Origin of the sequence: Butyrivibrio sp. AE3004 (assembly GCF_000703165.1) — a bacterium.
Lineage (GTDB): Bacteria > Bacillota > Clostridia > Lachnospirales > Lachnospiraceae > Butyrivibrio.
In genome coordinates this window covers 3,002,869-3,025,186 of the sequence record NZ_JNLQ01000002.1, presented here as the reverse complement: position 1 = coordinate 3,025,186, position 22,318 = coordinate 3,002,869, and the positions used below count along the sequence as shown (strand labels likewise).

At 41.0% G+C, this 22,318-nt stretch carries 18 protein-coding genes; all 18 read left to right on the top strand.

The window, feature by feature from the left end; genetic code table 11:
- Nucleotides 1-135: 135 nt before the first annotated feature.
- The 18 genes from BV60_RS0115980 to BV60_RS0115895 all read left to right on the top strand — a co-directional run bounded on the left by BV60_RS0115980 (nt 136) and on the right by BV60_RS0115895 (nt 22,306).
- Nucleotides 136-1,407, top strand: a complete 1,272-nt coding sequence (locus BV60_RS0115980) for a glucose-1-phosphate adenylyltransferase (RefSeq protein WP_029323346.1) — start codon at nt 136-138, stop codon at nt 1,405-1,407.
- A complete protein-coding gene (glgD, locus tag BV60_RS0115975) occupies nt 1,407-2,525 on the top strand; it encodes a glucose-1-phosphate adenylyltransferase subunit GlgD (RefSeq protein ID WP_029323344.1) in 1,119 nt (372 codons plus the stop codon). Before BV60_RS0115980 ends, glgD begins: the two co-directional genes overlap by 1 nt.
- A gap of 61 nt (nt 2,526-2,586) precedes the next feature.
- Entirely contained in the window at nt 2,587-2,904 is a 318-nt protein-coding gene (spoVG, locus tag BV60_RS0115970) for a septation regulator SpoVG (RefSeq protein WP_051656796.1), read from the top strand.
- Nucleotides 2,905-3,013: 109 nt separating this feature from the next.
- A complete protein-coding gene (gene pth / locus BV60_RS0115965; RefSeq protein WP_029323340.1) occupies nt 3,014-3,595 on the top strand; it encodes an aminoacyl-tRNA hydrolase in 582 nt (193 codons plus the stop codon).
- Nucleotides 3,596-3,706: 111 nt separating this feature from the next.
- Nucleotides 3,707-7,306, top strand: a complete 3,600-nt coding sequence (gene mfd / locus BV60_RS0115960; RefSeq protein ID WP_051656795.1) for a transcription-repair coupling factor — start codon at nt 3,707-3,709, stop codon at nt 7,304-7,306.
- Nucleotides 7,281-8,237: a prephenate dehydratase gene (locus BV60_RS0115955; RefSeq protein WP_051656794.1), complete on the top strand. Its 957-nt coding sequence runs from the start codon at nt 7,281-7,283 to the stop codon at nt 8,235-8,237. The genes mfd and BV60_RS0115955 overlap by 26 nt, the downstream gene beginning before the upstream one ends.
- Nucleotides 8,238-8,261: 24 nt before the next feature.
- Complete coding sequence (asnB, locus tag BV60_RS0115950; protein WP_029323335.1) at nt 8,262-10,145, top strand: asparagine synthase (glutamine-hydrolyzing); 1,884 nt, start codon at nt 8,262-8,264, stop codon at nt 10,143-10,145.
- A complete protein-coding gene (locus BV60_RS0115945) occupies nt 10,142-11,188 on the top strand; it encodes a glycosyl transferase (protein ID WP_029323333.1) in 1,047 nt (348 codons plus the stop codon). The genes asnB and BV60_RS0115945 overlap by 4 nt, the downstream gene beginning before the upstream one ends.
- Complete coding sequence (locus BV60_RS0115940) at nt 11,181-11,951, top strand: DUF5672 family protein (protein WP_242840994.1); 771 nt, start codon at nt 11,181-11,183, stop codon at nt 11,949-11,951. Before BV60_RS0115945 ends, BV60_RS0115940 begins: the two co-directional genes overlap by 8 nt.
- Nucleotides 11,948-13,009: a glycosyltransferase family 2 protein gene (locus tag BV60_RS0115935; RefSeq protein WP_029323329.1), complete on the top strand. Its 1,062-nt coding sequence runs from the start codon at nt 11,948-11,950 to the stop codon at nt 13,007-13,009. Before BV60_RS0115940 ends, BV60_RS0115935 begins: the two co-directional genes overlap by 4 nt.
- A complete protein-coding gene (locus tag BV60_RS0115930; protein ID WP_029323327.1) occupies nt 12,999-13,967 on the top strand; it encodes a glycosyltransferase in 969 nt (322 codons plus the stop codon). Before BV60_RS0115935 ends, BV60_RS0115930 begins: the two co-directional genes overlap by 11 nt.
- A 41-nt stretch (nt 13,968-14,008) precedes the next feature.
- Nucleotides 14,009-15,205: a pyridoxal phosphate-dependent aminotransferase gene (locus BV60_RS0115925; RefSeq protein ID WP_029323325.1), complete on the top strand. Its 1,197-nt coding sequence runs from the start codon at nt 14,009-14,011 to the stop codon at nt 15,203-15,205.
- Nucleotides 15,206-15,295: 90 nt separating this feature from the next.
- Nucleotides 15,296-15,844 (top strand): DUF6465 family protein, encoded by a 549-nt coding sequence (locus tag BV60_RS23240; RefSeq protein WP_197029583.1) that lies wholly within the window; start codon nt 15,296-15,298, stop codon nt 15,842-15,844.
- A gap of 157 nt (nt 15,845-16,001) precedes the next feature.
- The gene (gene hrcA / locus BV60_RS0115915) at nt 16,002-17,066 is read left to right on the top strand and encodes a heat-inducible transcriptional repressor HrcA (RefSeq protein ID WP_035777287.1); all 1,065 of its coding nucleotides are present in this window, start codon (nt 16,002-16,004) and stop codon (nt 17,064-17,066) included.
- Nucleotides 17,067-17,086: 20 nt separating this feature from the next.
- Nucleotides 17,087-17,755 (top strand): nucleotide exchange factor GrpE, encoded by a 669-nt coding sequence (gene grpE, locus BV60_RS0115910; protein ID WP_029323321.1) that lies wholly within the window; start codon nt 17,087-17,089, stop codon nt 17,753-17,755.
- Nucleotides 17,756-17,867: 112 nt separating this feature from the next.
- Nucleotides 17,868-19,745 carry a molecular chaperone DnaK gene (gene dnaK, locus BV60_RS0115905; RefSeq protein WP_029323319.1) on the top strand — a complete coding sequence of 626 codons (1,878 nt, stop codon included), beginning with the start codon at nt 17,868-17,870 and terminating at the stop codon, nt 19,743-19,745.
- A 198-nt stretch (nt 19,746-19,943) separates the two neighbouring features.
- Nucleotides 19,944-21,119 carry a molecular chaperone DnaJ gene (gene dnaJ / locus BV60_RS0115900; protein ID WP_029323317.1) on the top strand — a complete coding sequence of 392 codons (1,176 nt, stop codon included), beginning with the start codon at nt 19,944-19,946 and terminating at the stop codon, nt 21,117-21,119.
- Nucleotides 21,120-21,247: 128 nt separating this feature from the next.
- Entirely contained in the window at nt 21,248-22,306 is a 1,059-nt protein-coding gene (locus tag BV60_RS0115895; RefSeq protein ID WP_029323315.1) for a 50S ribosomal protein L11 methyltransferase, read from the top strand.
- Nucleotides 22,307-22,318 lie beyond the last annotated feature (12 nt).

Genomic DNA, 22,318 nt, shown 5'->3' with positions numbered 1-22,318 from the left:
GGACTATTTTTGTAAATACATTCACTTTAAATATTTAATGTGATATACTTTTAATGGTGGTTTATGTGGGGGATTTTTTAAATCTGCCATTAATAACCGGGAACTATATTTTTTATATGACAACGAGGTCTTAACATGATAAAAAAAGAGATGATTGCCATGTTGTTAGCCGGTGGTCAGGGCAGCAGACTGGGCGTTCTGACGGCAAAAATGGCAAAACCAGCAGTTTCATTTGGCGGTAAATACCGCATCATCGATTTTCCACTCAGTAACTGCATTAATTCAGGAGTAGATACGGTGGGTGTGCTTACACAGTACAGACCGCTGCGTCTTAATTCGCACATCGGAATCGGTATTCCGTGGGATCTTGACCGTAATATCGGTGGAGTATCCATTTTGCCTCCTTATGAAAAAAGTGCAAACAGCGAGTGGTACACCGGTACAGCAAATGCTATTTTCCAGAACCTTGAGTATATGGAGAATTACCATCCTGACTATGTGCTTATCCTTTCGGGTGACCATATATATAAGATGGATTATGAGACAATGCTTGACTTCCATAAAGCTAACGGAGCAGATGTTACTATCGCAGTTATGCCTGTACCGATAGAAGAGGCAAGCAGATTCGGAATAATGATCACTGATGAGGAGAGAAAGATTGTTGACTTCGAGGAGAAGCCTGAGAAGCCACGCTCAAATCTTGCATCTATGGGTATTTATATCTTTTCATGGGAAGCACTGAAGGAAGCTCTCATCACCAATCAGGATCAGCCGGGACTTGATTTCGGTAAGCATATTATTCCTTATTGCAAGGATAAAGGTCAGTCACTTTATGCATATGAATTTGACGGCTACTGGAAGGATGTAGGAACACTTACATCATACTGGGAAGCAAACATGGAACTTATCGATATCGTTCCTGAGTTCAACCTTTACGAGGAGTATTGGAAAATCTACACAAGGAATGAAATTCAGCCGCCTCAGTATCTTGGACCCGAGAGCTCAACTTCAAGAAGCATCATTGGTGAAGGATCTGAAATCTACGGTGAGGTTCACAATTCCGTAATAGGATGTGGCGTTAAGATTGGAAAAGGTACTGTTGTAAGCCATTCAATCATAATGAACGGAACAGAGATCGGTGAGAATTGTAATGTGGAGAAGGCTGTAATTGCCGAGCATGTTAAGATTGGAAACAATGTTAAGCTTGGTGAGGGAGAGGAAGTTCAGAACGAGACCAAACCCGGAATTTACAGAGACGGAATCGTAACTATCGGAGAAAAGTCAGTTGTTCCAAGCAACGTAAGCGTTGGTAAGAACACGATGATATCCGGTGTAACTACCGAAAAGGACTATCCGGATGGAGTTTTGGATAGCGGAAGAACATTAGATAAGGCAGGTGATAGGTAGTGAGAGCGATTGGAATTATTCTTGCCGGTGGTGGCAGTAATCGCATGCATGAGCTTTCAAAGAACAGGGCAGTGTGCGCGATGCCGGTTGCCGGATTTTACAGAAGTATTGATTTTGCACTGAGTAATATGACAAACTCCCACATTCAGACAGTGGCAGTTTTTACACAGTATAATGCCGGAAGTTTAAATACCCATTTGTCTTCATCAAAGTGGTGGGATTTTGGACGTAAGCAGGGAGGATTATATGTTTTCACTCCTGCGGCTAAAGCTAACGGTAATTTATGGTACAGAGGAACAGCAGATGCCATTGCGCAGAATCTCAGCTTTTTGAAGAGCTGTCACGAACCGTATGTTGTGATCACATCCGGTGACTGCGTATACAAAATGGACTATAACAAGCTGCTTGAGTACCATATTGAAAAACAGGCAGATATTACAGTTGTTTGCAAGGATGTTTCAGCAGACATTGATGCCGAGAGATTCGGAACAATCCGTATGAATGAGGAGAGCCGAATCGAGGAATTTGAGGAGAAACCTGTTGTTGCAAGGTCCAACACAATTTCATGCGGTATTTACGTGATCAGACGCAGACAATTAATAGAGCTGATTGAGAAGGCACAGACAGAAGAAAGATTCGACTTCGTTAGGGATATTCTTGTTCGTTATAAGGATATGAAGAGAATCTACGGATATAAATTAAAGACATATTGGAATAACATTGCTTCTGTTGAAGATTATTTCCGTACCAATATGGATTTCCTCAAGCCTGAGGTAAGAAACTATTTCTTTAATGAGTATCCCGGTGTTTATACAAAGGTTATTGATCTTCCGCCTGCAAAATATAATGTCGGAGTGAAGGTTTCAAACAGCCTTATCTCAAGCGGATGTATTATAAACGGTATGGTAGAGGATTCTGTTATTTTCAAGGGTGCTTTCATTGGAAATAATTGTTACATAAAGAATTCAATTATTCTTAATGATGTTTATATCGGCGACAATACTCATATTGAGAATTGTATTGTGGAAAGCCATGGTACTATCCAGGCAAACTCCTATTACAAGGGAGAAAATGATATAAAGATCGTAGTTGAGAATAACGAAAGATATGTAATCTGATCTGTTTGCAGGTCTGCTATGCAGACTGTGTTCATTATTTAATTTAAGGGGGATAAATTGGATGAATATTACAGATGTTCGTGTCAGAAAAGTAGCAAAGCAGGGAAAGATGCGTGCCATCGTTTCAATCACGCTGGATAATGAATTTGTTGTTCATGATATTAAGGTGATTGAGGGTGACAAGGGATTGTTCATTGCAATGCCCAGCAAAAAATCAGTAGATGGAGAGTATCGTGATATTGCACATCCGATCAACTCCGATACAAGAAGATTACTGCAGGAAACTATACTTAAGGCATATGATGAGGCTTCTGATGAAGTAATTGATTCCAGACCGGCTGCAGAACCTGCACCGACAGGAGTGGGAAGCTTATTCTAAGATTACGTCTGTGTTAAGCGAGAGCAGAACTTCCAATTAAATAGAAATATGTTAAAATGTGTGGGGTAACTATGACTGGTTAATCCACACATTTTTTATGGAGATATTTATGTATTTAATCGCAGGACTCGGCAATCCCGAGAAAAGATACAATGCCACAAGACATAATGTGGGTTTTGGAGTAATAGATGTTTTATCAGAAAAATATGATATAGATTTGACTGAGATGAAATTCAAGGGTATGTATGGAAAGGGAAGAATAGGAGATGAAAAGGTTATTCTTCTTAAACCGCTTACATATATGAACTTAAGTGGTGAGTCAATCAGACCTGTTGCTGATTATTTCAAGATTGATACGAAGACGGAGCTTATAGTTATATCGGATGATATTGATCTGGATCCCGGAAGGATCAGAGTACGTCCCGGTGGAAGTGCAGGTGGACATAACGGACTTAAGAATATTATTGCACAGCTTGGGCATGATGAGTTTTCAAGAGTAAGAGTAGGAGTTGGAAAAAAACCTCCGAGAATTGATCTTGCGGATTGGGTACTCGGTCATTTTGACAAAGAGGATACGGCCTATGTCATGGAAGCTATGGAACATGCTGCTGATGCAGTAAGGCTTATCATGGAAGAAGATGTAAATGCTGCTATGAATAAGTGGAATGGTGTTAAGCCTGATAAAGAGTAATTTGAATAATGACGATTCCAAGAATTTTTTGCTTTTTGTAATTATTTGCGGAGCGTAGACACTGTTAACAGATGTGTATTGGACAGATATTTTTTCTGGATGAGGATTAATATGAGAGCCATAGAAGCACCGCTCCAGGAACTGGAGGCATTTCAAAAACTAAACAAGTATCTTGAGAAGCCTTTTGCATGTGCGGAGGTTTCCGGCTGCATGGATTCGCAGAAACTTCATTTTATCAATGGTCTTGCGCAGGATTTTAAGTACCGTATTATTGTCACTTACAGTGATATCAGGGTGAAAGAGATATGCGAGGACTATAGATTTTACGATAGAAATGCCACAGTGTATCCGGCAAAGGATCTTATTTTTTACCAAGCAGACGTTCACTCAAACGAAATTGTAAGAGAACGTATAAAGTGTCTTCGTCGTTTGATTGAGGGGAGGCCTGTTACTGTAGTAACGACCTTTTCCAGTCTTATGACTCCGCAGATTCCTATAGACGTTATAAAGGATAATATCCTGAAGATAGACAAGAGAAAGCCGGTTGATGAGAGGAAAATTGCAAAGACACTTTCAAAAATCGGATACAACAGGGTTTATCAGGTCGGCGCACCCGGAGAATTCTCTGTACGAGGAGATATCATCGATGTGTTTGACCTGACTGAGGAAAACCCATACAGAATAGAGCTCTGGGGTGATGAGGTCGAAAATATTAGAAGCTTTGACATTATGACTCAGAGGTCAATTGATAAACTGGAATCAATTGAAATATATCCTGCTGCGGAAATTGTCCTTAGTGATGATGAAAAATCCAAAGGTTTGAAGAAAATGGAGAGCGAGGTAAAACTCGTGTATCAAAAGCTCAGGGATGAGTTTAAAACCGAGGCGGCACATCGTATAAAGTCATCTTTTGAGGAACTGAAGGAAGAACTTACCGAGCTTGAACTGGAAGTAAACCTTGAGAGCTATATAAGATATTTTTATGAAAATACGGTGACATTTCTGGAGCTGTTTCCTGCGGGAAAATCATGCATTTTTATAGATGAGCCCATGCATGTCTTGGAACATGCTTCTGCAGTGGAAAATGAGTTTCGAGAAAGTATGATACACAGATCTGAGAATGGATATGCACTTCCCTCACAGATGGACCTTTTGTATTCTGCTGAGGAATGCATAGCAAGGATGCACAGCACAAGAAGGGTTATGCTATCAGCACTTCGCGCACCGGAAGGGCTTAATAAGTTTGAACCTGAAGAACATGCAGAGGTGCATGCAAGGAGTATAGCCCCTTATAATAATAGCTTTGAATCACTTGTTCACGACCTGAAGGGTTTTATGAAAAACGGATATCGTGTACTGATCTTGTCAGGGTCACGTACAAGAGCAAAGCGTATAGTTGAGGATTTAAGAGACCAGAACGTTACCGCTTTTTATAGCGAGAATCCTATGCGTGAGCTCGAAGCCGGAGAAATAATGACCTATTATGGCAGGATTTTTAAAGGGTTTGAGTACACGGATCTGAAATTTGCGGTAATATCCGAGAGTGATATTTTCACGGAGCATAAAAAGAAAAAAAGAAAAAGATCCAAGTCAAAATACAGTGGTGAAAAGATTTCCGGCTTTTCAGACCTTACTGTCGGTGATTATGTGGTACATGAGGATCACGGTCTTGGCATATATAAGGGAATAGAAAAGATTGAAACCGACCATGTTGTAAGGGATTATATAAAGATAAGCTATGCGGATGGCGGAAATCTGTATGTACTTGCGACGGGACTTAATGTTATTCAGAAGTATGCGAGCGGAGATGCAGGGGCAGACGGGAAGAGCAGAAAGCCCAAACTGAATAAACTCGGAACGGGTGATTGGAAGCGTACTAAAAACAAGGTGAGATCGGCAGTTGAGGAAATTGCGGATGATCTTGTAGAGCTTTATGCAAAAAGGCAGAATAGCAGCGGATACCAGTTTAGCGCAGATACAGTATGGCAGCAGGAGTTTGAGGATGCCTTTCCGTTTGATGAGACTGAGGATCAGTTGTCTGCTATTGCCGATACTAAAAATGACATGGAATCCGCAAGGATTATGGATCGACTTGTGTGCGGAGATGTAGGTTTCGGAAAAACCGAGATAGCGATTCGTGCGGCATTTAAAGCTGTGCAGGATGGAAAGCAGGTTGCAATTCTGGTTCCTACGACTATTCTGGCACAACAGCACTATAATACCTTTACTGAGAGAATGAAGGATTTTCCGGTAAGGGTTGATATGATGTCCAGATTTCGTACGGCTTCAGAACAGAAAAAAACTGTAGAAGATTTGAGAAAAGGCCTTGTTGATGTTGTAATAGGAACACACAGACTTTTATCAAAGGATGTAACTTATAAGGATTTAGGACTCCTTGTTGTCGATGAGGAGCAGAGATTTGGGGTTACTCATAAGGAAAAAATAAAGAAACTTAAAGAAAATGTGGATGTGCTTACTTTGTCGGCAACTCCCATTCCGAGAACGCTTCATATGTCTTTGGTTGGTATAAGAGATATGAGTGTACTTGAAGAAGCACCTATGGACAGACAGCCTATTCAGACATTTGTCTGTGAATATAATGATGAAATGGTAAGAGAAGCCATTTCCAGAGAGGTGGCAAGAGGCGGTCAGGTGTATTATGTTTACAACAGAGTCAATGACATTGCTGATGTGGCTGCCAGAATACAGAAGCTTGTTCCTGAGGTGAATGTGTCATTTGCACATGGTCAGATGAAGGAGTCTGAGCTTGAAAAAATAATGTATGATTTTATCGACGGCGAGATAAATGTACTTGTTTCCACAACTATCATAGAAACAGGTCTGGATATATCAAACGCGAATACGATGATAATTCATGACTCCGATCAAATGGGACTTTCACAGCTCTATCAGCTTAGAGGCCGTGTCGGAAGATCTAACAGAACAGCGTATGCTTTTTTGATGTACAAAAGAAATAAGATGTTGCGTGAAGTTGCAGAAAAGAGGCTGTCTGCGATCAGGGAGTTTACAGATCTTGGTTCAGGCTTTAAGATAGCAATGCGTGACCTTGAAATAAGAGGTGCGGGTAACCTTTTGGGAAAAAGTCAGTCAGGGCACATGGCTTCTGTAGGGTACGATCTGTACTGCAAGATGCTTGGAGAAGCAGTCAGAAGGAAAAAAGGTGAAGAGACTGATGCACTTCTTGAGGATTTTTCAACAAGCGTTGATATAGATGTTGATGCATTTATTCCGAGTGACTATATTGTTAACGAGGAACAGAAGCTTGAGATATATAAGCGTATAGCCGGCATAGAAAATGAAGGCGACCGTGATGATATGAGAGACGAGCTTAGAGATCGCTTTGGAGAACTGCCCGAGTCTGTCGATAACCTGATAAGAATATCTCTTGTCCGGGAGAAAGCGCATAAACTTTATATTCTGGAAATAAAAGGCGGAAATGGTGAGGTTGCCATTAAAATGAACAACAATGCCAGGCTTAAAGCAGAAAAAATACCTGAATTTATAAGGGCATGTGATGAGAAAATCAGCTTCAGGCCTGCCTCATATCCATTGTTTTTATATAAATATAATAAGGATAATAATCAGACAAAAGCAGAAAGACAACTTCTTCAGGATGTTGAAGAGATAGTGGAGAAGATGGAAGTTTTGGCAGGGGAAGGACAAGATGGAAGAGATTCAGATCGTAAATGAAAAATACATAACACAGCTTCGTGAGCGTGTGGAAAGAAAACTCGGTGAGAGCCAGGGAGCATGCGCACCGCTTGACAGTGCACTCAGAAATGTAAGACAGCCGATAACAAATCCCAAGGTGGTTTATCAGGGCGAGCCCGGTGCATACAGTGAGATGGCTGCGATAGATTTTTTTGGAAAAGATGTAAAAAGTGAAGGCCTTCTTCACTTTGAGGATACCTTTGAAGCAATAAAGAAGGGCGATGCGGATTATGCTGTTCTTCCTATAGAGAATTCTTCAACAGGTGCAATAAGACAGGTGTACGATCTGCTTGCCCAATACGAATGCTATATGGTTGGCGAAACTACTGTCAGAGTAAGGCATAATCTCATGGTCCTTCCTGATGCTGATATTTCTGATATAAAGACAGTCTTTTCTCATGAACAGGGAATTTTTCAATGTGAGCAGTTTTTGAATGAACACAGGGAGTGGGTAAGAGTTCCTCAGGCTGATACTGCGGGAAGTGCAAGAATGGTTGCAGAACTAGGTGACAAAAGCAAGGCGGCAATCTGCTCATCAAGAGCGGCGGAAATATATGGACTAAAGATTATAAAAGAAGGCATAAATACCAACAGAACGAATACTACAAGATTTGTGGTAGTATCACCTATGATGGAGCTTAGAGAAGGCAGGGATAAGATTTGCATAAGCTTCAGAACGGAACATAAAGCAGGTGCACTTCATGAGGCACTTACAGTGTTTAGAATCTACGGACTCAATTTGGTAAGACTTGAGTCGCGCCCTATCCCTGAGCAGAAATGGCAATATATGTTTTTTGCCGAATTTACCGGAGACCTTACGGTTGAAGGCATGAATCGCGTAATTGAGGCACTTATGTGCACTGTCAGTGATATCAGAATTTTTGGAAACTTCGTTGAGAATCTTGAATAAATTTTTAAATAAGGAAATCATCATATGTGTGGAATAGCAGGATTACTAAAGTTTCGTGGTGATGTAGGTGCCAACATCAAAAAAATGAATGAACGTATGGTTCACAGAGGACCTGATGATGAAGGCATATATATAAGTGAAAATAGAGAAGTTGCACTTGGACACAGACGTCTTTCCATTGTCGATCTTTCAAAAAACGGTGCACAGCCGATGACAAGTCATTCCGGAAGACTTGTTATGGTATATAACGGAGAAATCTACAACAATAAAGATGTTAAAGACAAGTTAATTAATGATGGCTATGCTAAGGCCGCTGATTTTAAAGGAACCTCGGATACAGAAGTGCTTCTTGAAGCTATCGAGTATTACGGAATAAAGGAAGCTTTGTCATTAAGTAAGGGAATGTTTGGAATTGCCGTATACGACACTAAAGAGCAGACCGTAACTCTTGCAAGAGACAGAGTTGGCGAGAAGCCGCTTTATTATGGTACAGTATCGGAATCATTTGCTTTTGCATCAGATATTGGATGCCTTCGCGTGATTGATGGTTTTGATAATGCCATAAATACAGATGTACTGGATATATATTTCACGGAAGGGTATATTCCTGCACCATATACAATTTATGAGAATATAAAAAAGCTGGAAGCAGGAACAATTCTTACAATTGAGCTAAACACTTTAAAGACCACAGAAACCGTTTACTGGTCCATGAAGGATGCTGCAAAGCGAGGTCAGGACAATCCGTTTACAGGGTCAGGAAAGGAAGCAGCTGATGAACTCGAGAGGCTTTTGAAGGCTTCAATAAAGGATCAGATGGTTGCGGATGTTCCTGTAGGTGCTTTTTTATCGGCGGGAATTGATTCAAGCACAATTGTGGCACTTATGCAGGAGCTTATGCCGGGCAAGGTAAGAACCTTTACTATCGGCATGGAGGACAAGGCATATAATGAAGCTGTTTATGCAGCCGAAATAGCAAAGCATCTGGGGACGGAACATACAGAATTATACATAACCGAAAAGGATGCGAAAGAGGTTATACCAAAGCTTTCGCATATGTTTGCAGAGCCGTTTGCCGATTCTTCACAGATTCCTACATATCTGGTCAGTAAGATGACCAGAGATCATGTGACTGTATCACTTAGCGGAGATGGCGGAGATGAACTGTTCTGCGGATATACTTCATACGAGTCTATAAGCAGAATATGGGGAAAGATGCATGGCATTCCCTATCCTGTAAGGAAGGCTGCCAGTGCACTGGTACTTGGGTCACCTCTTTCCAAAAAGGAAATCTACAGGATAAAAGGGACTCTGCTTGGCGCAGAGGGACCTGTTGACCTTCACCGAATGGAGCATGAGACAGATCCTCTTACTAAAAAAATCGCTTTAAAAAGAGGAAAACTTCCATATAAATATACTGAATTGGATAACGGATTTTTGAATGAAGTAAATCATGAGACAATGCTTATGGATATGCTTGTTTATCATCCGGACGACATACTGGTCAAAGTGGACAGGACAGCCATGGCTGTATCGCTTGAAACGAGAGTACCCATGCTTGATAAAGATGTTGTTGAATTTGCATGGAGTCTTCCAATCGGATATTTGAGAGATGAGAAAGTCGGAAAGCTTGTGCTCAGAGATGTTCTTTATCGTTATGTTCCGAAAGAAATGATGGAACGTCCCAAAAAGGGCTTTTCCATTCCGATAGAGAAATGGCTACTGGAAGATGATCTTAGAGATTGGGCAGAGGGTCTTTTAGATAAAGAAAAGATAAGGCAGCAGGGAATACTTGACCCTGATGTTGTGGAAAAAATCTGGAAAGATTTTACCGAGAACGGAATATATCGAATACAAATATGGTATATTCTTATGTTCCAACAGTGGTATGAAGAGGAATTTAAATGATAGGTGCTGAGTTTATTAAGGGCTATGGACTTGGAAATCAGCTTTTTTTCTATGTGGCTACAAGATGCCTTGCAGAAGAAAAAGGCGTGCCCTTTGGATTTGTTAATCCCGGACAAGTGGGAAACGTATTTCATTCCAACAAGGGGATGTATTTTATGGATATTGACCTTGGGGTGGAAATTCCCAGGGAAGATATGAGCAAATTCGAAATTTTTCATGAGCAGGATGACAGGCTTTATATGGGGAATTCTGTTCATGATATGACAAACGGATGCTATATATCCGGAGCGGACCCCAAATTCTTTGAAGTCGGAGATAATACTCTGATTTACGGGAATCTTCAGGACCAGTCGTACTTTGAAAAATATAGGGACAGAATAAAGGACTGGCTACATGTAAAAGAAGAAGCCGAGTCTTACGAATATACAGCAGATGACCTTTGCATAATCAATATGAGGGGCGGTGAGTATGCAAATGCTCCCGAACTTTTTCTTGATCGAAGTTATTGGCTAAATGCTATAAGGAATATGAAAAAGCTTAATCCGAATATGAGATTTATGGTAGTTACAGAGGATGAAGAAGCTGCCAGAAAGGTTCTTCCTGAGTATGAGTGCCATCATTTTGATATGGGTAAGGATTATGTTACCATAAAAAACGCAAGATATCTGATTTTGTCAAATTCCTCGTTTGCGATGATGCCGGTTATGTCCAGTACGGAACTTAAAAAGGCAATTGCACCTAAGTACTGGGCAAGACATAATGTATCCGACGGATTTTGGTCGTCAGAACAGAATATATACAGCTTTCTTACATACCAGGACAAAAATGGACGGCTGTTTTCGGCAGAGGATTGCAGAGAAGAACTTGAGGAATATAAAAAGAAATCAAAGCTTTATGCCCGCAGGAATATCAAACCAAAGGGGGCGATGGTATTTTTTCAGAACATACGCAGAAGGTTGTTATACGGTAAATTTTTCTTTTGGAAAATAATCAGGTCTCTCCAAAGAAGATGCGGAATAATAAAGGTTTATAAAAATGAGTAATAATACAAAGAAGCTCAAGCTTCCAAATGTCACTGTTGCGGCAATGACAAGTGTCGATGTTTATGAAACGGTGCAGGCAATAAAGTACAGCATGAGGAATATAGAATTTGGAGATGCCGTACTGATATCGGATAAAAAGCCGTTTTATCTGCCCCAAAATATAAGGTTTAGTTATACCACTAAGCTTGATAATATAGATAAGTTTAACTATAAAATGGTGTATGAACTGGGGAGGCATATAAAGACAGATTATGTTCTTATAGTCCATGCAGATGGGTTTGTAATACATCCCGAGAACTGGTCGGATGACTTCCTGAATTATGATTATATCGGTTCCCCCTGGCCGCTTCCGAAAAATGACTATGCTTATCGTGACAGCAACGGGGAGATATGCCGTGTCGGAAACAGTGTGTCAATAAGATCAAAAAGGCTCCTTGAATATCCGGTAAAGCATAAGCTTCAATGGCGAAAAGTATATGATGGTTTTTACAACGAGGATGTATTTTTATGCTGCCTGAATAAAAATGAGATGGAAGAGCATGGCTTAAGATGGGCACCGATAGATGTGGCAGTTAAGTTTGGAAGAGAACATCCGCTTCCGGAAAATAAAGGAATTGAGCCGTTTGTTTTCCATAAGTGGTGGGGAGAAAATAAGGATTATCCCAGATTTTACAGCCCTGCCAAAAGGATGAAATATGCTGTTACCAGATTGTTTTTCTGGAGAAGAATGGATAAATGGAAGAGGGAGCATAATGTAACATGAGAATTTCTGTGATAATTCCTGTTCATGATGCCGGAAAATATTTAGCAGAAGCTGTTAATTCTGTCATTGAGCAAATTCTTCCGGATGAAGTATGCATGGAGGTACTGCTTATCGAGAATGGATCGGAAGATGACAGTGCAAATATATGTGACGGCTTTGCTGATGAAAATGACTTTGTACACAGCTTTCATATCGGCAGGGCTTCTGCTTATGAGGCAAGGCAGGAAGGTATAAAGCAGGCGACGGGAGATTTTCTTGTTTTCATGGATGCGGATGATAAGATGAAAAAAGATTTCGTTTCCGCACTGTGTTCTTATATAAAAGCCTTTTCCGAAAAAGGCGAAATCCCGGATGTGATTTTATATAATGCTGCTGAGCTTAGTACACCTGACAAAAAGATGTTCAGTTTCCCTTTTTTCGAAAATAAAATATATGGCCCCGATGAGAAGCAGGATTTTTACAGACTAATGTGTTCGGGGGATTCACTGAATGCTATGTGGAACAAATGTCTTCAAAAAGAACTTGGAAATAGTCTTGTTGAAAATGACAAGAAAGACAGGCGGCTTAATCATGGAGAAGATCTTTTGCAGACTGCTGCAATAATAGACAGGGCAAAGGGTATTGCATATCTTGACCGTATACTGTATCTTTACAGAATAAATGAAGAAGGGCTTACAGGCAGTTATCATCCTGAGTTTCTTGATAATCAGGCACTTGCGTGGCAAGCTTTTGATGAATACGCATGCAGATGGACAAAAGGAGAATATGCAGGCATTATAAAGGCCAGAAAGAGCCTTACCTGTACTATTGGCATGAAAAAACTCATTTATTCGGAACTGGGTATTGCTGAAATTAAAAGAAAAATGAAAGCAATGATGAACTCTGCTTTTTATGCTGAGTTTGCAAAGGAAAAACTTCCCGAATGGGCACCGGAAGAAGATGTTTTCGTTCATGGATTACAGGTGGCGGCCGATTCGGAAAAGGCTCTTATTCGTTCGTGCCGTAAGCACAAAATAAAGTCATTTATAAAAGCGAGGATCAGAAAAAATGGTATATGATTGCATTCCATTTTTTAATGAAGTGGACATATTGAAGCTCAGACTCAATATTCTTAGTCCATATGTAGATAAATTTATTATAGAAGAATCAACCATGACTTTTTCGGGCGAGGATAAGGAACTTTGCTTTGAGAAGAACAGGGAACAGTTTAGAGAGTTTCTTGACCGTATAGAATATGTAGTTGTCAGAGATACTCCAAAGGTTGCACTTACTCATGAAAGGGATTATTTTCAGAAAAACCGCCTTATGGAAGGGCTTAAGAGAGTCGGAGCTACCGGTGATGACATAATACTTTTTGGAGACGCTGATGAAATACCGAATCCTGAAGTACTCAAAAAAATAATAGATAATTTTGATCCTGGCAAGGTGTATCACCTGGCACAGCGAAATTTCTACGCTTTTTTCAATATGGAAGAAAAATCCGGAAAACTTTTATCAATTACGGGAGATTTTCCGGATATTCCCGAAAAGGACAGAAAGTGGCTCGGAACAAAGGTAACATCGATTGACAATATCCCTAAAGAGGGAATGGTCAGACTTAGAGATCTTGTGCCTGTAAGTGACGGAAGATCTGTAAGAGTAAAGGAGGGTGGCTGGCATTTTGGCTACATGGGAGGCCATCATGAAACGAACCCTGCCAAGAGAATCGGTGTTAAAGTCAAGGCTGCTGCACATCAGGAATATAACGACAGAGAAATCCTTGCGGAGACAATGGACAGACTGGTTCTCGGGCAAGACATATTTGGAAGAGATGCAAAATTTGAAAGAGTTGATATAGATGAGACATACCCTATTTATTTGAGAGAGCATATCAGGGAATATGACTATCTCGTGATGCCGAAGATAACATTTTTATCAAGGCTTTATCACAAGTTTGATATAACTGTAGGGAGATTTTGCAGAAAAGCTTATCATAAGCTGAGGAGGATGTTAAAAGTAACTGTAGTTATGTTTTAATGTGTCATGTAAAGCGAATTTTGCATGACCGGAGGAGAAGTATGAGTACAAGTTTATCTGCCAGGATGTCTACCCTTAGGGTTTCACCGACTACTGCTCTTTTTGCCAGAGTAGAAGAGCTTAGACGGCAAGGGGAGGACATTGTTTCGCTAAATGTTGGGGAGCCTGATTTTCCTACTCCGGAAAATATCAAGGAGGCCGGAATAAAGGCAATCAATGAGAATTTTACCAAGTATACTTCCGGAAACGGGATCATGCCTCTTAGAGAGGCTATCATAGAAAAGCTTCGCAGTGACAATGGTGTCAACTACGAAGCAAATGAGGTTGCTGTTATGGTTGGGGCCAAACAGGCACTTTTTGCTGCGCTCTGTGCCATCGCAGGGGAGGGCGATGAGGTCATTGTTCCGATCCCGTGCTATGTCAGCTATCCCGATATGATCACTCTTGCAGGCGGAAAGCCTGTTCTTGTAAAAAGAAAAGATGATTTTTCACTTGATTTGGAAGCCATTGAAAATGCTTGCAATGAGCATACAAAGGCTGTCATTATATGTACGCCCGACAATCCGACCGGTAAAGTCTATGCCGAAGATGAATTAAGGGCACTTGCGGAGCTCGCTGTCCGCAAAGATATCTTTATTATTTCCGATGAAATCTATGAAAAAATAATATTTGGAGCCAATCGCCATTTTAGTCTGTCTTCTATAGAAGGAATGAAAGACAGAGTTATTCTTGTTAATGGCTTTTCAAAGACCTATTCCATGACAGGATGGAGACTGGGCTATGTTTGCGGCAGAAAAGATGTAATAGCTAATGCGGTTAAGATTCAGAGTCAGACTACGACAACTCCGCCAAGTATTTCTCAGTATGCGGCGGTTGAAGCTTTAAACGGACCTCAGGACTCTGTAAGGATGATGGTTGAGGAATTTCAGAAAAGAAAGGACTATGTGCAGAAAAGACTGGGGGCAATCCAAGGTGTCATCTGTCATGAAATCCAGGGTGCATTCTATGCCTTTTTTGATATTCGATATTTTTTGGGAAAAGAATATGAGGGTATCGGGACGATAAATGATGATACTGAACTTTGCACATATCTTTTGGAAAAACATCACGTTGCAGTGATGCCGGGAAGTGCCTATTTTGCGCCCGGTTTCGTGAGAATTTCATTTGCATCGTCCATGGAAGTGCTTAAAATGGCGATTGACAGGATTGAAACAGGTCTAAAAGCGCATAAATGTTGACTTTTTTTAGAAACTGTACTAAACTCAAAAACGTAATGATAAAAATGCAAAAACGCAAAGCAAGCGTTCCTTATGGAAAGAGAGGGAGATATGGCTGACGACAAGTTGAGAGAAGCAGCTTTAAAGCCGATAGCAACTATTAAGAAACCGGTAATTGCTGCAGAAAAGAAAGAAGAAGTAAAAGCAGAGACACCTAAGGCTGAAGTTAAGAAAGCAGCTGAAAAGAAGACTACAGCAAAGAAGACTGCTGTTAAAAAGACTGCAACAAAGAAAGAAGAAACAGCTGTTAAGGAAGAGCCTAAGGCAGCTGAGAAGAAGGAAGCAGCAAAGAAGCCTGCTGTAAAGAAAGTAACAGCAGCAAAGCCTGCTGCAAAGAAGGCTGAGCCTAAGGAAGAAAAGCCTGCAGCAAAAAAGACTACAGCTACAAAGGCTGCTGCAACCAAGACCAATATTGTTCTTCAGTATGCCGATAAGAGTGTTACATATGATACTTTTGTTGAGAATGCCAAGAATGTATGGCAGTATGATATGGGAAGAGATGTTTCCGAAATCAAGACTCTTGAGCTTTATGTTAAGCCTGAAGAGGAGAGAGTATACTTCGTGGTTAACGGAGAGGTTCACGCAGACTTTGGCATGTAATTGTGCGAAATAATTTTATAAATTCACTAATCCCTGATGGATCAATTTCCCTCAGGGATTTTTTATCTTATAGAAAAATACTAAGTAATTCTTTTTTATTGACATCTACTATTTATAGTGGTAATTTATTGTCAGAAGATATTAGCACTCAACTCAAATGAGTGCTAACATAACGGAAAGAGGTGAAGAGATGCAACTGGATGACAGAAAAAAGAAAATACTGCATGCAATTGTACGCAATTACCTCGAGACCGGTGAACCTGTCGGAAGCAGGACGATTTCAAAATATACGGATTTGAATCTCAGTTCCGCCACAATAAGGAATGAGATGGCTGATCTGGAGGAGATGGGGTTGATTTTACAGCCGCATACCTCAGCGGGAAGAATTCCGTCGGATCAGGGATATCGTGTATATGTAGATGAGATGCTCTCTGAGAAGGAACAGGAAGTTGAAAACATGAAGGAGATGCTTCTCGATAAGGAAGAAAAGCTTGAGAAGCTCCTTAAACAGGTGGCAAAGACGCTTGCGGTTGATACCAATTATGCATCAATGATTTCTGCTCCGATGATAAGGCGAAACAAGCTTAAATTTGTACAGATTTCAAAAGTTGATGAAGAGCATCTTTTAACAACTATTGTTGTAGAAGGAAATGTAATAAAGAACAGAATGGTTGAAACTGACCAGGAGCTTTCGGAATCCGATATGTTGAAGCTGAATATTCTTCTGAACACCAGACTTGGAGGACTTTCGGTAGAAGATATAAATCTTGGCCTTGTAGCGGCTATGAAACAGGAAGCCGGAATTCACAGCGACATTTTGGGAAAGATAATAGATGCTGCTGCGGAGGCTATAACAGAAGATGAAGATCTTCAGATTTATACAAGCGGAGCAAATAATATTTTCAGATATCCCGAGCTTGCTGACAGAGAAAGAGCCAGTGATCTTATTACAACTTTTGAAGACAAGAGTGATCTTACAAGTCTTGTAGAGAATACACTTCAGTCAAGTACGGAAGAAACCGGAATTCAGGTTTATATAGGTAATGAATCGCCTGTCCAGTCCATGAGAGATTGCAGTGTGGTTACCGCTACATATGATCTGGGCGAGGGAATGAGAGGAACAGTTGGAATCATCGGACCTAAGCGTATGGATTATGACAAGGTTGTCGGAGCACTAAAAAATATGATGAGAGCTCTGGATGATTTATATAAAAAACAATAGAACCATAAGGAGTGCTTTAAGTGAGTAAGGAAGTAAAGAAGGACGTTGGTACAGAGTCCGGAAAGAAGACAGCAAAGGAGCTTCAACAGGAAGTTGCAGAAAAAGCAAAAGAAGTTGCTGAAGCGGCCAATAAGGTAGCAGAGGCAGCCGAGGAAGAGGCTTCTGCAGAGAATACAAAAGAGGCAGCTGAAGGTGCAGCTGAAAATGCAGAAGGCGAAAAGAAAGGTCTTTTCGGTAAAAAAGAGAAAAAGAATCCTTTCAAGGAAAAATTTGAAGAAATGCAGGATAAGTATATGCGCCAGCTTGCGGAGTTTGAGAATTTCCGTAAGAGAACAGATAAAGAGAAAGCGCAGATGTTTGATAACGGAGCAGCAAATGTATTAGAGAAGATACTGCCCGTTGTTGATAACTTCGAGAGGGGACTGGCTGCTGTTCCTGAAGAAGATAAGGGTTCTGCTTTTGCGGACGGAATGAACATGATTTACAAGCAGCTTATGAAGCAAATGGAGGATCTTGGTGTAACTCCCATAGAGGCTGTCGGAAAGGAATTTGATCCGAATTTTCATAATGCAGTAATGCAGGTTGACAGCGAAGAGTATGAGGAAGGATTCGTAGCTCAGGAGCTTCAGAAGGGTTATATGTTCCACGACACAGTGCTTAGACACAGCATGGTAGCCGTTGCTAAGTAATCACTTAGCGAGGTATTTTCGAGCTTAGTGTACTACTTAGTTCTGTCGAACACGAAGTGTGAGAGCAGAACTTCATTAGATTTTATTAGTTATTTAAACGGAGGATTATAAAATGAGTAAGATTATAGGTATCGACTTAGGAACAACAAACAGCTGCGTAGCTGTTATGGAAGGTGGTAAGCCCACAGTTATCGCTAACGCTGAGGGTGCAAGAACAACACCTTCAATCGTGGCTTTTACAAAGAACGGAGAGCGTCTTGTAGGTGAGCCTGCAAAGCGTCAGGCTGTAACAAATGCTGAGAACACAATTTCATCAATCAAGAGAGATATGGGTACTGATAACGGCCGTACAATTGATGGCAAGAAGTATTCACCTCAGCAGATTTCAGCTATGATCCTTCAGAAGCTGAAGGCAGACGCAGAACAGTATCTCGGCGAAACAGTATCAGAGGCAGTAATCACAGTTCCCGCATATTTCAATGATGCACAGCGCCAGGCTACAAAGGATGCCGGTAAGATTGCAGGCCTTGAAGTAAAGCGTATCATCAATGAGCCTACAGCAGCAGCTCTTGCTTATGGTCTTGACAATGAGAAAGAGCAGAAGATCATGGTTTATGACCTTGGTGGTGGTACATTTGATGTATCTATTATTGAAATTGGTGATGGTGTTATCGAAGTTCTTTCAACAAACGGTGACACACACCTTGGTGGTGATGACTTTGACCAGAAGATTATTGACTGGATGGTTTCTGAATTCAAAGCTAAGGAGGGCGTAGACCTTTCAGGCGATAAGATGGCTATGCAGAGACTTAAGGAAGCTGCAGAGAAGGCAAAGAAGGAGCTTTCTGCTTCTACAACAACCAATATTAATCTTCCTTTCATTACTGCAACAGCAGAAGGTCCCAAGCACTTTGATATGGATCTTACAAGAGCAAAATTCGAAGAGCTGATCCATGACCTTGTAGAGAGAAGTGCTATTCCTGTTCAGAACGCTATGAAGGATGCAGGCCTTAATTATTCAGACCTTGGAAAGGTCCTTCTTGTTGGTGGTTCAACACGTGTACCTTGCGTAGTTGAGAAGGTTAAACAGCTTACAGGACATGAGCCTTCAAAGAACCTCAATCCTGATGAGTGTGTAGCAGTTGGTGCAGGTATCCAGGGTGGTAAGCTTGCAGGAGATCAGGGTGCAGGCGATATCCTTCTTCTTGATGTAACACCTCTTTCACTTTCTATTGAGACAATGGGTGGTGTGGCTACAAGACTTATCGAGCGTAACACAACTATACCTACAAAGAAGAGCCAGGTATTCTCTACTGCAGCTGATAACCAGACAGCAGTTGATATCAATGTCCTTCAGGGTGAGAGACAGTTTGCTAAGGATAATAAGTCGCTCGGACAGTTCCGTCTTGATGGTATCCCTCCGGCAATGCGAGGTATTCCTCAGATCGAGGTTACATTCGATATCGATGCAAACGGTATTGTTAACGTATCAGCTAAGGATCTTGGAACAGGTAAAGAGCAGCACATCACAATTACTGCCGGCTCAAATATGTCTGACGAAGATATCGATAAGGCTATAAAGGAAGCTCAGGAGTACGAGGCACAGGATAAGAAACGTAAGGAAGGCATTGATGCCCGTAATGAAGCTGATTCATTCGTATTCCAGACAGAGAAAGCAATTCAGGAAGTTGGAGACAAGATCGATCCTTCCCAGAAGCAGACAGTAGAAGATGACCTTAAGGCACTTAAGGATACTCTTGAGCAGACAAAGGATCGTGAGCTTACAGACAGTGAAATCGATACAATCAAGAGCCAGAAAGAAAAGCTCATGACAGATGCTCAGGCACTTTTTGCAAAGGTTTATGAGAATGCACAGGGTGCAGCAGGTGCCCAGGCAGGCCCTGATATGAATATGGGTGGTGCAGGTGCTCAGAGCACAGATGCAGGCTCAAACGATGACGTAGTAGATGGTGACTACAGAGAAGTATAATTTAAACAGTAAGCATTCTGCATATAAGTCAGATGTGAGTTTAATAAAAGTTTAATGATTTTAATATTGCTAATGCCCAATACATAATATAAGATGGATTGGGCTTTTAGTAATAATCGGACAAGGGAGATCCCTGTCCGATGAGCTACCCGGTTCTGAAAAAATCAGAACGTCCAATTTTTTGACTAGGAGAAACACATGGCAGATCAGAAGCGCGATTATTACGAGGTCCTTGGCGTAAGCAAGGGAGCAAGTGATGATGAGATAAAAAAAGCATACCGTGTTTTAGCTAAAAAATATCATCCGGATATGAACCCCGGTGATTCGGCAGCTGCAGATAAGTTTAAGGAAGCATCAGAAGCTTATGCTGTACTCAGCGATCCTGAAAAGAGGCGTCAGTACGATCAGTTTGGACATGCTGCATTTGAAGGTGGTCAAGGTGGTTATGGCGGATTTGATTTTGGCGGTGCGGATTTTGGAGATATATTCGGAGATATATTCGGAGATTTCTTTGGCGGCGGCAGAAGAAGTCAGGGCGCAAGAAGTGGCCCGGCCAAGGGTGCAAATATACGTGCCAGTGTAAGGATTACATTTGAAGAAGCGGTATTTGGCTGCGAAAAAGAACTGGAATTAAAGCTTAAAGATCCATGCCCGACATGTAAGGGAACAGGAGCTAAACCCGGTACCATGGCACAGATGTGTCCTAAGTGTGGAGGTAAAGGTCAGGTTGTATTTACACAGCAGTCATTCTTTGGTACAGTCAGAAATGTTCAGACTTGTCCTGATTGTAACGGAAGCGGTAAGGTCATCAAGGATAAATGCTCCGATTGCGGCGGTACAGGATATGTATCAAGTACCAAGAGAATACAGGTTTCAATTCCTGCAGGCATAGATAACGGACAGAGTGTTCGTATCCGTGAAAAGGGAGAGCCCGGAAGAAATGGTGGTCCCAGAGGAGATCTTCTTGTAGAAGTAATAGTTGCGGATCATCCTATTTTCCAGAGACAGGATTATGATATCTTTTCAACAGTTCCCATGTCTTATGCTATTGCTGCACTTGGTGGAACAGTTGCCATTGATACGGTTGATGGTAAGGTCCTTTACGACGTAAAGGCAGGAACGCAAACGGATACAAGAGTAAGACTGCGCGGTAAGGGTGTTCCGACACTTAGAAACAAGGACATTAGAGGAGATCATTATGTAACACTTGTTGTACAGGTGCCTGACAAGCTTTCAAAAGAAGCTAAGGATCTTCTTAAGCAGTTTGATGAGAAGACGGGAGATAGCCTTCATGCTGCTGACAGCATATCCGGCAATAAAGACGGAAATGATGACGGTAAGAAAAAAGGCGGTTTTTTCGGTAAAAAGAAATAATTAAAAAGCGGGGAGCATGGAACTCTCCGCTTTTCTCGTGAGATAGAAACTTTTTGTTGTGTGCATTTGCACTACATTACAAAAACTTAGTCAGATATAAATATGCGTTTATAGATGAGGATAAAAATATGAAATGGATGCGTTTTCGAATAAAAACTAATGAAGAGTCTGAGGATATCATAGTAAGCAGTATGATGGATATTGGACTTGAAGGTGCGCAGATTGAGGATAATGCGCCGCTTACTGCTGCTGATAAGGAGCAGATGTTTACGGATGATCTTCAGGATGCGGATGATGAGGAGACCGGCGTTGATAGCTCAATGGTGGACAGAAATATTGATTCGGGATGCGCATTTCTAAATTTCTTTGTAGAGGTAGATGATAATAATACTTTATCACTCCATGAATACGATGAGAATGGAGATGAGATCACTGTCAGTAAGACTCCTGATCAGATGAAGGAAGAAATAAAGAGTGTTCTTGAGGAACTAAGAGCATTTTCTGATATAGGTGACGGAACAATTTCTGTCGATGTGACAGAAGATATTGATTGGATAAATAACTGGAAACAGTATTTTCATAAATTCTTTGTGGATGATGTGCTTGTCATTCCTTCATGGGAAACTCCTGACGAAGAGGATAAAAAGAAGGCCAATATCACACTTCACATTGATCCCGGTACTGCCTTTGGAACAGGAATGCATGAGACAACACAGCTTTGTATACGTGCACTTCGTAAATATATGACTCCCGGAGCAAGGGTACTTGACGTGGGAACAGGAAGTGGGGTATTGTCTATACTTGCAATGAAGTTTGGGGCAGGTCATACTGTGGGAACAGACTTAGATCCCTGTGCAGAACCTGCTGTAGCAGATAATAAGAAAGCTAATGATATCGCAGCAAAAGATTTTGATCTTATAATCGGTAACATTATTGATGATAATGGTGTACAGGAGCAGGTTGGTACGGATTACGATATAGTAGTTGCTAATATTCTTCCATATGTTCTTGTGCCGCTTACACCAATTGTTCCCGGCTTGCTTAAGGATGGCGGAATTTATATAACATCCGGAATTATTGAAGCAAAAGAGGATGTAATCCGCAAGGCTCACGAAGATGCAGGCCTTACAGTTATTGAAGTATGTAAGCAGGGCGAGTGGGTTTCAGTTATTTCCAAAAAGGCATAAAATATCGTATCT

What these genes read in the sequence shown, in the direction of transcription:
- BV60_RS0115980 (WP_029323346.1), top strand. Translation starts at nt 136, where the DNA reads ATGATAAAAAAAGAGATGATTGCCATGTTGTTAGCCGGTGGTCAGGGC.
- spoVG (WP_051656796.1), top strand. Translation starts at nt 2,587, where the DNA reads ATGAATATTACAGATGTTCGTGTCAGAAAAGTAGCAAAGCAGGGAAAG.
- pth (WP_029323340.1), top strand. Translation starts at nt 3,014, where the DNA reads ATGTATTTAATCGCAGGACTCGGCAATCCCGAGAAAAGATACAATGCC.
- mfd (WP_051656795.1), top strand. Translation starts at nt 3,707, where the DNA reads ATGAGAGCCATAGAAGCACCGCTCCAGGAACTGGAGGCATTTCAAAAA.
- BV60_RS0115955 (WP_051656794.1), top strand. Translation starts at nt 7,281, where the DNA reads ATGGAAGAGATTCAGATCGTAAATGAAAAATACATAACACAGCTTCGT.
- asnB (WP_029323335.1), top strand. Translation starts at nt 8,262, where the DNA reads ATGTGTGGAATAGCAGGATTACTAAAGTTTCGTGGTGATGTAGGTGCC.
- BV60_RS0115945 (WP_029323333.1), top strand. Translation starts at nt 10,142, where the DNA reads ATGATAGGTGCTGAGTTTATTAAGGGCTATGGACTTGGAAATCAGCTT.
- BV60_RS0115940 (WP_242840994.1), top strand. Translation starts at nt 11,181, where the DNA reads ATGAGTAATAATACAAAGAAGCTCAAGCTTCCAAATGTCACTGTTGCG.
- BV60_RS0115935 (WP_029323329.1), top strand. Translation starts at nt 11,948, where the DNA reads ATGAGAATTTCTGTGATAATTCCTGTTCATGATGCCGGAAAATATTTA.
- BV60_RS0115930 (WP_029323327.1), top strand. Translation starts at nt 12,999, where the DNA reads ATGGTATATGATTGCATTCCATTTTTTAATGAAGTGGACATATTGAAG.
- BV60_RS0115925 (WP_029323325.1), top strand. Translation starts at nt 14,009, where the DNA reads ATGAGTACAAGTTTATCTGCCAGGATGTCTACCCTTAGGGTTTCACCG.
- BV60_RS23240 (WP_197029583.1), top strand. Translation starts at nt 15,296, where the DNA reads ATGGCTGACGACAAGTTGAGAGAAGCAGCTTTAAAGCCGATAGCAACT.
- hrcA (WP_035777287.1), top strand. Translation starts at nt 16,002, where the DNA reads ATGAGTGCTAACATAACGGAAAGAGGTGAAGAGATGCAACTGGATGAC.
- dnaK (WP_029323319.1), top strand. Translation starts at nt 17,868, where the DNA reads ATGAGTAAGATTATAGGTATCGACTTAGGAACAACAAACAGCTGCGTA.
- dnaJ (WP_029323317.1), top strand. Translation starts at nt 19,944, where the DNA reads ATGGCAGATCAGAAGCGCGATTATTACGAGGTCCTTGGCGTAAGCAAG.
- BV60_RS0115895 (WP_029323315.1), top strand. Translation starts at nt 21,248, where the DNA reads ATGAAATGGATGCGTTTTCGAATAAAAACTAATGAAGAGTCTGAGGAT.